We start from the raw sequence: 9,551 nt of genomic DNA, 5'->3' as shown, positions 1-9,551 counted from the left end.
CTCTCACTCCGCGGGCTTGGCGGGCCCCGGGTCGACGAAGCTGTACGGGGGCAGCGGACCGTGCACGCGGAGGTCCAGGTGCGGCTGGGTGGAGCGGAGCTCCTCGACGGCCGCGAGGAAACCCTCGGCGGACTTGCGGTTCACCAGGAACGAGACGTTCGCCAGCCAGCCGCTGCTCTCGGGGCCGTCGGCGACCGCCTCGGCGGCCGACTCAAGGGCGCGCCGCACCTCGACGGCGTCGCTCTGCTCGCGGGCCCGCACGTTCGAGGTCACCATCTCGCCGAGCTGCAGCTTCTGTTCGTGGGTGCCGCCGCCCTGACGCTGGTTGGCCTCGACCATCGCGCGCAGCTCCGGGTTCTCTGCGAGGACCTGGTGCAGTACGGCCTGTTCGTGGTGGGAGGCCTTCACGTTGTACTCGACCTTGCCGTCGAGGGTGCGCAGCCGCTCCAAGTAGTGGTCGGCCCGCTCGCCGAGCACGGAGGTGACCGTCTCGTCGTCCGGGGCCAGGCTGCCGAAGCGCATCGGCAGCACGGAGCCCGCGGCACCGGCCTCCGACAGGACGTTCTGGTGCGCGAGGAGATCGCGCCGCTTGGGCTTGAGGTCCTCCGGGGAGTCGCTCACGATGGCGGCGAGCTCGCCGCTCTTCAGGATGCGCACGGGGCAGGCCGGCTTGCCGATGCCCTCCATGCCTTCCGGCAGCGCCGGGTGGGAGCTGCTCGCGATGCCGTAGACGTACGTAGTCACTCCTGCTCCTCCTTCCGGCGGGAAGTGGTGGAACGGCGCGCCCTCGGCCGCTCCTCGGTCTGGCGCTGGCCTTCCTCACGGGACTGCTTGAAGGCGTCCGATATGGTCTCGGCGGCTCCGGAGAGCGCGCCCTTGGACTTGCCCTTGGCGCCGGACTCGGTGATCTCGCCCACCAGGTCGGGCAGGCCGGGGTCCTTCTTCTTTCCGGTCTCCAGGTCGAGACGGTTGCACGCCTCGGCGAACCGCAGGTAGGTGTCGACGCTCGCCACGACGACACGGACGTCGATCTTCAGGATCTCGATACCGACGAGCGAGACGCGTACGAAGGCGTCGATGACGAGTCCTCGGTCGAGGATGAGTTCCACGACGTCGTACAGGCCACTGGTGCCGCCTCCGCCGCCGGACTGTTGTGCCGGGACTACGGTCATGCCGACTGTGCCTCCTCGGGTCTGGTGCGTTCTGTCTGTTCTCGGCTTGGCTTGCTCTTCTCCGGTCGTCGTTCCGTCCGGTTGGTTCTCACGGTCAGCGGCCGCCGGTGCCGCGGGGTTCCGAACGTCCGCGCTCGTAACGGCGGAGCCGTCGGTAGCCCGTCAGCTCGCCCTGCGGGTCCAGCTGCACCTCGTAGCTGGCGAGGAGACTCATCGTGTCGGGGACACGGGAGAGTTCGAGGACCTCGACCTCCAACAGCCAGCCGTCTTCGGTGCGTTCGAAGGACGACACCGATTCGGGTGTCATGCCGGTCAGCTCGGCGAGCTGTTCCCTGGCCTGGCGGAGAACCGCCATGGGGCCGGGGAGCGACTCCTTCTCGTCGTCCGCCGCCTTGGACTTGGTCTCCGGGGCCTTGGACTCCGGCGGCTTTTCGCCTGATGTCTTGCTGTCTGTGTTCTCCGGCGTCTTACGTGTCGTATTGGCCATGTTCACCTCCTTCACCGGGTTACCCGATGAGCCTTGGCCAAACGTGATCGCTCCGTGCCCGGCCGGGCGCCGGGGCGGTCAGCCGCGCAGCGCGCGCAGCTTGCGGCGCGCGGGGCCGAGCGCGCGGCCCGAGCGCAGGACACCGGCCCACGGGTCGGTGCGGGCCTGCTCCACCGCGTTGTCGATGGTCCAGCTGCGGGCGTGCACCGCGGGGTCGTCGAGCTGCTCCCAGGCGATGGGCACGGCCACCGGCGCCCCGGGCTCGGCCCGCACCGAGAACGGCGCCACGGCCGTCTGCGCGTACCCGTTGCGCTGCACGTCGAGATAGAGCCGGTCGCCCCGGTCCTTCTTGCGGGCCGCCGTGGTGAGCCGCTCGGGGTGGGCCTCGGCGAGGGTGTCGGCGACGTCCTTGGCGAAGGCGCGCGCGTCGTCGAAGTCGTGGTGGCCGTTGACCGGCACGACGACGTGCAGCCCGCGCGAGCCCGTCGTCATCAGGGCGGACGGCAGGCTCATGTGGTCGAGCAGTTCGCCGAGGAGGCGGGCGGCGTCGCGCACCGCGCCGAAGTCGTCCCCGGAGGGATCCAGATCGAAGACGATCCGGTCCGGACGGTCGATCCGGGACGTGCGCGAGAGCCAGCGATGCAGGGTGACGCAGGCCTGGTCGGCCAGGAAGAGGAGGGTCGCCGTGTCGTCGCACACGGTGTGGGTGACGGTGCCGCCCTCCTTGGCCACCTCGGCGCGGGTGATCCAGTCCGGATAGTGGTCCGGGGTGTCCTTCTGCATGAACTGGGGGCCGTCGACGCCGTCCGGGTGGCGCTCCAGCATCAGCGGCCGGTCGCGCAGGTGGGGCAGCATGAAGGGGGCGACGGCCCGGTAGTAGTCGAAGAGGTCCGCCTTCGTGTGGCCGGTGCCGCCGTGGTCCCCCGCGTCGCTTCCGCCGCGCTTCCCCTTGCCCTCGTCCTTGCCGTCGGGGCTGGGGAAGAGGACCTTCTGCGGCCGGTGCAGCTCTACGGTGCGGCGGCCGGCCCGCACCGTCCGTACGTCGTTCATGGGGGTCCCTTCGGCTCGGTTCGCGCCAGGTGCGACGTGACCCGGCGGGTACCCAGCGTCAGGCCCGGTAGTCGCCCCCGGCCGCACCGACACGGTGGTGTTCACCCTGGTCGGGAGGGTGGCTGGCACCACCTGGAAGCCGGGGGCCGGCGGGCGTGCCGGGCGGCGTCCCGGCAGGAAGGATCGGTGATGCCGAGATACCGAGGTGCCGAGATACCGAGGTACTGACCAGCCGTCCCGCTCCCGTGAGGCCCGCCACATGGAACACAGCTCCGACCTGAAGCACGGCGCCGACGTGGCGCGCGGCGCCGCTCCGCCGGACGGCACCGTCCTGCCCCGCGTCCCCCGCCCCCGGCCCCGCTCCCCCGAACCCGGCATCCTCGGCCGCCTGTTGCCCGGCACCGAAGGGCCCCCGGCGCCCGCCGCCGTCTCAGCGGCCTTCGCGCTGTGGCTCACCGCGGCCGCCGCGGGCGTCTTCGAGACGGTGCTCGGCGTCGTGCGGGAGTCGTCAGGGGCGGCCGGGGACCCCGGCGGCCTCCCGCTCCGCATGGCGGTGTTCGCGGCGGCCGTGCTGGTCGCGGTGCGGATGCGCCGCGGCGCCCGCTGGACGCGCTGGGCGCTGACCGCTGTGCTCGGGGCGCTCGGCACGCTGTCACTGGCGGCCGGGCCGACCCCGTGGCCGACCGGCCTGCGGGCGCTCGGCGAGGCCGTCGCGGAGGCGGGGGCCGTGGATGTTCTGTTCGGTGCCGGACGCGTGCTGCACCTGGCCGCCGCGCTCACGGCTACGGCGCTGATGTTCCGCCCGGCCGCCAACGCCTGGTTCAGGGCGGCCCGGCACCGCTGACCGCCCGCACCGGACCGCCGCCTCACCGCACCACCGCCTCACCGCACCACGGCCCGCTCCACCAGCAGCCTCGCCGCCGCCACGATCGACTCCGCGTCGATGCCCGCGGCGTGCAGCTGTTCCGCCGGTGACGCCGAGCCCGGCATCGTCCGCACCGCGAGCCGGACCAGGCGCGGCACCGGCCTGCCGTCGGTGAACGCGTCGAGGACCGCGTCGCCGAGGCCGCCCTGTTCCCGGTGGTCCTCGACGGTCAGCAGGCAGCCGGTGCGCTCCGCCGCCTCGCGCAGGGCACGGCGGTCGACGGGCTTGACGGAGTAGAGGTCGACGACGCGTACGGGGATGCCCTCGCGGTCGAGCGCGTCCGCCGCGGCCAGCGCCTCGTGGACGGTGACCCCCGCCGCCACCACGGTCAGCCGGTCCGCGTCGCTGGAGCGCAGCACCTTGGAGCCGCCGACCGGGAACTTCTCGTCGGGCCCGTAGATGACGGGCGTGTCCCCACGGGACGTACGCAGGTAGCGGATTCCGTCGAGTCCGGCCATCTCGGCGACGAGCTGCCCCGTCTGGTGGGCGTCGCACGGGTACAGGACCGTGGAGCCGTGCACGGCGCGGAAGAGGGCCAGGTCCTCCAGGCCCATCTGGGACGGGCCGTCCCGGCCGATCGCGACGCCCGCGTGCGAGCCGACGAGATTGATGCCGGCGCCGCTGACGGCCGCCATCCGGACGAAATCGTGGGCGCGGGTGAGGAACGCCGCGAACGTCGACGCGTACGGCACCCAGCCGCGCGCCGCCAACCCGACGGCGACGGCCACGAGTTGCTGTTCGGCGATGTAGCACTCGAAGTACCGTTCCGGGTGTTCCTTGGCGAAGTACTCCGCCCGCGTCGAGTCGCCGACCTCGCCGTCCAGGGCCACCACGTCGCCGCGGGCGGTGCCGAGCGCGGTGAGCGCCTGTCCGTAGGCGGTGCGGGTCGCGACGGCGTCGCCCAATGTGTGGCGGGGCAGTTCGAGGTGGCCGCTGCGTACCGCGTGCATCGTCCGTGCGGCGGCCGGCCTGCGCACCTCCACGCGTACGTCGCGTACGCCACCCAGCTCCTCCACCGCCGCGTCGGCGTCCGGCAGCGGCTTGCCGTGCAGGCCCTCCCGGTCCTCCACGGCGGCGACGCCCCTGCCCTTGACGGTGCGGGCGAGGATCACGGTGGGCTGTCCGGCGGTGGAGCCCGCTTCCTGGAAGGCGCGGTCGACGGCTTCGACGTCGTGCCCGTCGGTCTCGACGACGTGCCAGCCGAACGCCTTGAACCGGACGGCGTAGGCGCCCAGTTGCCATTCGTGGCGGGTCGGGCCGCGCTGGCCGAGACGGTTGACGTCGACGATCGCGGTGAGGTTGTCGAGGTGCTCGTACCCGGCGTGTTCGGCGGCCTCCCACACGGAGCCCTCCGCCAGTTCGCTGTCGCCGCACAGCACCCAGACGCGGTACGGGATCCGGTCGAGGCGCTTGCCGGACAGGGCCATGCCGACGCCGACGGGCAGCCCCTGCCCCAGCGAGCCGGTGGCGACCTCGACCCAGGGCAGGGTGCGCGGTGTGGGATGTCCTTCGAGGCGGCTGCCCCGCTCGCGGAAGGTGAGCAGTTCGTCGTCGGTGAGCGCCCCGGCCGCCTTGTACGCGGCGTAGAGGAGCGGCGAGGCGTGGCCCTTGGAGAGGATGAAGCGGTCGTTGCCGGGATGGTCGGGGCGGTCGAAGTCGTAGTGGAGGTGGCGGCCGATGAGCACCGCCATCAGGTCGGCCGCGGACATCGACGAGGTGGGGTGTCCGGAGCCGGCGGCGGCCGAGGCCCGGACGGAGTCGACGCGCAACTGCTGGGCGAGTGCGATGAGTTGCTCGGTGTCGTGCGGCATCAAGGGCCTCCTTGGGCATGGGTCGTCCTTGGGCGGCGAGTCACCCTTCGCCCGTGGGCGCGGCACCCTGGCCACCTAAAGACACGCCCTGGTGTGCTCGTGGTCGGTGCCGCTGGAGTCCGCCTCGCCGGGCGCCGCCGAGGTCCACGGTGGACCCCAGGTCGCGGTGGCGGCAGGGGCGGCGGGTGCCCGAGCCGAGGGACGCGGCGACGTTGCGGCCCGCCGCCGCGCCCTGGCGCCAGGCGTGCTGCGCGGTCATCGGGGTGAACTCGCCCGGCCGGGTCAGGTCGGGCACGCCCGCGGCGTCGCCGCAGGCGAACACCTCGGGGTGGCCCGGCAGTTGGAGTAACGTGTCGACGCGCAGCCGTCCCCTCTCCAGTGGCCGGCCGAGTCCCGCGACGAGCGGATCGGGCCGTACGCCGACGCACCAGACGAGGGTGCGGGTGTCGACGGAGTCCCCGTCGTCCAGAAGTACTCCCTCGGAGGTGGCCTCTTTGACGGAGGTCCTGGTGCGGACGTCCACGCCGCGCCGCCTCAGCACGCGGTCCGCGGTGGCCGAGAGCCGGGGGCCGAGTTCGGGCAGGACGCGGTCCGCGATGTCGAGCAGCAGCCAGCGGGGGCGGATGCCCTGCCGCAGCGGCTGCTTGCGTACGAGCGCGTCGGTGAACGGGCGGCCGTGCGCGGCGAGTTCGACCCCGGTGTAGCCGGCGCCGACGACCACGAACGTGCGGCGGGCCCGGCAGGTCTCCGGGTCCGGCGCCGCCGCGGCCGGCTCCGTCCGGCCCGGCACCGGGAGCAGCTTGTCGACGCTGCCCACGCTGAGGACGAGCCGGTCGTACGGCAGCTCGGCGCGCTGCCCCTCGGGGTCGGTGTACGTCACCCTGCGCCGCTCCAGGTCGACACCGTCGGCCTCCCCGAGCGCGAGGCGTACGTGCGGCAGCAGCGGCAGGTACAGGAAGTAGTCGGTCGGGTTGAGCAGGGTGACATCCGCCTTGTGCCGGGCCGGCCGGGACAGGGTGCGGTAGCCGGCGAACCCGGCTCCGACGATGACGATGCGCGGTCGGCTCACGGTGCGCCTCCGGAGGGGTGGAGTCCGGCGCGGTCGGACCCCCCGCGTGCCCCTGCGCGGCAGGCGCCAAACTCCGGCGCGGGCCCGGCGTCCACCCCCGCCACGGACGCCGCGACCACGCCGGACAGCCGCCGCACGACAGCGGGAAAACCGCCGGACGGACGCCGTGCGCGCGCCGTTTGCCCCCCGCACCCAGGGGTTACCCGCAGCGGTGTTCACCCAGCTCCACCCCCCGCACCGGAGGTGCACCTCCCATGCCCGAGTACGGATACTTTCTGGCGACCGAGGAGTTCGGTCCCGCCGAACTGGTCGAACAGGCCAGGATGGCCGAGCAGGCCGGCTTCGAGGCCCTGTGGATCTCCGACCACTACCACCCGTGGAACGCGGCACAGGGGCAGAGCCCGTTCGTCTGGTCGGTGATCGGCGCGCTCGCCGAGGCGGTGTCGCTGCCCGTGCAGACCGCGGTGACCTGCCCGACCGTGCGCATGCACCCGGCGGTCGTGGCGCAGGCCGCGGCGACGAGCGCGGTGCTGACGGGCGGCCGCTTCCGGCTCGGCGTCGGCACGGGCGAGGCGCTCAACGAACACATACTGGGCGGGCCCTGGCCGCCGGCCCACATCCGCCTGGAGATGCTGGAGGAAGCCGTCCAGATCATGCGGAACCTCTTCGCCGGCGAGGAGGTCAACCACCACGGCACGCACTACACCGTCGAGAAGGCCCGCCTCTACACGGTGCCCGACGAGCCCGTGCCCATCGACGTCTCGGGCTTCGGCCCCAAGGCGACGGCGCTCGCCGCCCGTATCGGCGACGGCTTCATCACGATGACGCCCGACGAGACGCTGGTCTCCCGCTACCGCAAGGGCGGTGGCGGCGGCAAGCCGGTCAGCGGCGGCCTCAAGGTCTGCTACGGCCCCGACCGCGACGCCGCCGTCCGCCGGGCGCGCGAGCTGTGGGGCAGTCAGCTGCTGCCCGGCGAGATGGCCCAGCTCCTGCCGACGCCACGCCACTTCGAGCAGCTGGACCCGCTGCTCACCGACGAGATGGCCGCCGCCTCCTTCACGTGCGGCGACGACGTCGACGAACACGTGGGCGCGCTCAGCGCGTACGCCGACGCCGGCTTCGACCGCGTGTACGTCAGCCAGATGGGCCCGGACCAGCGCGGCTTCTTCGACTTCTACCGCACGAAGGTGCTGCCGCAGCTCCAGAGTGCACCGCCCGCCACACCCGGGGACGGGGCGCGCCGATGACCTGCGCGGCCCGGCACCTCCCGGGTGCCGGCGAAGGACCACCGTACCGACGTCACGACTCAGGACAGGCCCGATGAAGCACGAAGTCCCCCTCGAACGACCCGTCGTCTCCGCCTACACCGTGCCCGCGGACGCCCCGGAGGCCGACGGCACCTTCGCCTGGGACACCACGACCATCGTCGTCGTCGAGGTCACGGCGGGTGACGCGACGGGGACCGGCTGGACCTACGCCCCCGCCTCCGTGGCCGCCCTGGTGGACGAGCAGCTCACCCCCGTGCTCAAGGGGCTCGACGCGCTCGACATCCCCGCCGCGCACGACGCGATGACCCAGGCCGTCCGCAACACCGGCCGCCCCGGCGCCGCCGGGTGCGCGATCTCGGCGATCGACATCGCCCTGTGGGACCTGAAGGCCCGCCTCCTCGAATTACCTCTCGTACGGCTCCTCGGGACGGCCCGCGACGAGGTTCCCGTCTACGGCAGCGGCGGCTTCACGACGTACCACGACACCCACCTCGCGGCCCAGCTGAACGGCTGGGTGCACGGTCAGCACATCCCGCGCGTCAAGATCAAGGTCGGCGAGGCCTGGGGCCGGTCGGCCGCCCGCGACGTGTCCCGGGTCCGCACCGCACGCGACGTCATCGGCCCGCAGGCCGAGCTGTACGTCGACGCGAACGGCGGCTACACGCGCAAGCAGGCGATACGGGTGGGCAGGGTGCTCGCCGAGCACGGCGTCGGCTGGTTCCAGGAGCCGGTCTCCTCGGACGACCTGCGGGGACTCTCCCTGGTCAGGGACGCGCTCGTGTGCGACGTGACGGCGGGCGGATACGGCTACGACCTCCCGTACTTCGCCCGCATGGTGCCCTCCGTGGACTGCCTCCAGGTGGACGCGACGCGCTGCGGCGGCATCACGGAGTGGCTGCGCGCCGCGGCCCTCGCGCAGGCCCACGGCCTGGAGGTCTCGGCGCACTGCGCACCGCACGCCCATGCGGCGGCTGCGGCCTGCGTACCGAACCTGCGGCACATCGAATGGTTCCACGACCACGTACGGATCGAGTCGATGTTCTTCGACGGAGCACTCGACCCGACCGGCGGCGTGGTCCGCCCGGACGGCGGCATCGGACACGGGCTGCAGCTGCGCACGGAAGAGGTGGAGGAATTCCGGGTCGCGTGAGCGCGCCTCTTCAGCCGGAGGTTCAGGTGGTGCGGCGCGGCGGGGTCTCCGGGGCCGGGGGCGGTGCGGTGGGGGGCATGGGCGGGGCGCCGGGCACGCCGAGGCCGCCCGGCGCGACGGCGGGGGCGGTGAGTCCGCCGCCGCCCGGCTCGGGCAGCGCCCCGGTGCCGGGTGTCCCGCCGTCCCGGCCGTGCCGGGGCCGCGCCGCGTTGCGCAGCAGGAACGCCGCCGCGCCGAGGAGCGCGGCCACGATGAGGGCGGCCGCCCAGTCGGGCAGTCCGAGGTCGATGACGAGGCCGACGGCCAGGGCGGCCGCGGCGCCCGCGTAGAGGGCGGCGGCGCCGGACGCGGCGTACAGCGTGGCCTTGCGCCGCTGCTTTCTGGTCTGCTCGCGCAGCTCTTCCCGCAGTTCGGCGCGGATCGCCCGGACCAGTTCGTCGGTCAAGCCTTTGTCGAGACCGGTCAGCGGCTTGTCGGAGCCGGTCAGGGGTTTGTCGGAGCCGGTCAGAGGTTTATCGGGGTCAGTCATGGCGGCCGGGTACCCGCTCCCGCGAGAACATGGCCCGCGGCCCCCGCGTGACGCAGGACACACCATGGCCGGTTGTCCCCTAGGGTAGGC

General features: G+C 73.2%; 9 protein-coding genes and 1 pseudogene. 3 read left to right on the top strand and 7 right to left on the bottom strand.

Features of this window, described 5'->3' with window-relative positions; translation table 11 throughout:
* Window positions 1-3: 3 nt before the first annotated feature.
* The 4 genes from ACI2L3_RS20555 to ligD all read right to left on the bottom strand — a co-directional run bounded on the left by ACI2L3_RS20555 (window position 4) and on the right by ligD (window position 2,709).
* Entirely contained in the window at window positions 4-744 is a 741-nt protein-coding gene (locus ACI2L3_RS20555; protein WP_404753793.1) for a GvpL/GvpF family gas vesicle protein, read from the bottom strand.
* Window positions 741-1,172 (bottom strand): gas vesicle structural protein GvpA, encoded by a 432-nt coding sequence (locus tag ACI2L3_RS20550; protein WP_404753792.1) that lies wholly within the window; start codon window positions 1,170-1,172, stop codon window positions 741-743. The genes ACI2L3_RS20555 and ACI2L3_RS20550 overlap by 4 nt, the downstream gene beginning before the upstream one ends.
* A gap of 94 nt (window positions 1,173-1,266) precedes the next feature.
* The gene (locus tag ACI2L3_RS20545) at window positions 1,267-1,659 is read right to left on the bottom strand and encodes a gas vesicle protein (protein ID WP_404753791.1); all 393 of its coding nucleotides are present in this window, start codon (window positions 1,657-1,659) and stop codon (window positions 1,267-1,269) included.
* Between the two features lie 78 nt (window positions 1,660-1,737).
* Window positions 1,738-2,709 (bottom strand): non-homologous end-joining DNA ligase, encoded by a 972-nt coding sequence (gene ligD, locus ACI2L3_RS20540; protein ID WP_404753790.1) that lies wholly within the window; start codon window positions 2,707-2,709, stop codon window positions 1,738-1,740.
* Window positions 2,710-2,968: 259 nt separating this feature from the next.
* On the opposite strand from ligD, the gene ACI2L3_RS20535 reads away from it, so the two are divergent.
* Complete coding sequence (locus ACI2L3_RS20535) at window positions 2,969-3,553, top strand: hypothetical protein (RefSeq protein ID WP_404753789.1); 585 nt, start codon at window positions 2,969-2,971, stop codon at window positions 3,551-3,553.
* A gap of 38 nt (window positions 3,554-3,591) precedes the next feature.
* On the opposite strand, the gene ACI2L3_RS20530 is transcribed toward ACI2L3_RS20535, so the two are convergent.
* A complete protein-coding gene (locus ACI2L3_RS20530; RefSeq protein WP_404753788.1) occupies window positions 3,592-5,445 on the bottom strand; it encodes a transketolase in 1,854 nt (617 codons plus the stop codon).
* Between the two features lie 127 nt (window positions 5,446-5,572).
* Window positions 5,573-6,514: pseudogene (locus ACI2L3_RS20525) on the bottom strand (NAD(P)/FAD-dependent oxidoreductase); the annotation flags it as partial.
* 254 nt (window positions 6,515-6,768) lie between these two features.
* Between ACI2L3_RS20525 and ACI2L3_RS20520 the strand changes: the two are divergent.
* Together ACI2L3_RS20520 and ACI2L3_RS20515 are read left to right on the top strand one after the other, a co-directional pair.
* Window positions 6,769-7,761 (top strand): TIGR03557 family F420-dependent LLM class oxidoreductase, encoded by a 993-nt coding sequence (locus ACI2L3_RS20520; RefSeq protein ID WP_404753787.1) that lies wholly within the window; start codon window positions 6,769-6,771, stop codon window positions 7,759-7,761.
* Between the two features lie 73 nt (window positions 7,762-7,834).
* Window positions 7,835-8,932, top strand: coding sequence for an enolase C-terminal domain-like protein (locus ACI2L3_RS20515; protein WP_404753786.1), 1,098 nt, complete (start codon window positions 7,835-7,837; stop codon window positions 8,930-8,932).
* A gap of 22 nt (window positions 8,933-8,954) precedes the next feature.
* Here the strand turns inward: ACI2L3_RS20515 and ACI2L3_RS20510 are convergent, their stop codons facing one another.
* Entirely contained in the window at window positions 8,955-9,461 is a 507-nt protein-coding gene (locus ACI2L3_RS20510; protein ID WP_404753785.1) for a phage holin family protein, read from the bottom strand.
* Window positions 9,462-9,551: the final 90 nt, after the last annotated feature.

The organism is Streptomyces sp. NPDC029674, from assembly GCF_044903205.1.
Classification (GTDB): Bacteria; Actinomycetota; Actinomycetes; order Streptomycetales; family Streptomycetaceae; genus Streptomyces.
The sequence above is the reverse complement of the archived record's forward strand: the minus strand, read 5'-3'. Positions and strand labels throughout refer to the sequence as shown.

Coding starts and splice junctions, on each gene's coding strand:
- ACI2L3_RS20535 (WP_404753789.1), top strand. CDS start 2,969: ATGGAACACAGCTCCGACCTGAAGCACGGCGCCGACGTGGCGCGCGGC.
- ACI2L3_RS20515 (WP_404753786.1), top strand. CDS start 7,835: ATGAAGCACGAAGTCCCCCTCGAACGACCCGTCGTCTCCGCCTACACC.
- ACI2L3_RS20550 (WP_404753792.1), bottom strand. CDS start 1,172: ATGACCGTAGTCCCGGCACAACAGTCCGGCGGCGGAGGCGGCACCAGT.
- ACI2L3_RS20545 (WP_404753791.1), bottom strand. CDS start 1,659: ATGGCCAATACGACACGTAAGACGCCGGAGAACACAGACAGCAAGACA.
- ACI2L3_RS20520 (WP_404753787.1), top strand. CDS start 6,769: ATGCCCGAGTACGGATACTTTCTGGCGACCGAGGAGTTCGGTCCCGCC.
- ACI2L3_RS20510 (WP_404753785.1), bottom strand. CDS start 9,461: ATGACTGACCCCGATAAACCTCTGACCGGCTCCGACAAACCCCTGACC.
- ACI2L3_RS20530 (WP_404753788.1), bottom strand. CDS start 5,445: ATGCCGCACGACACCGAGCAACTCATCGCACTCGCCCAGCAGTTGCGC.
- ligD (WP_404753790.1), bottom strand. CDS start 2,709: ATGAACGACGTACGGACGGTGCGGGCCGGCCGCCGCACCGTAGAGCTG.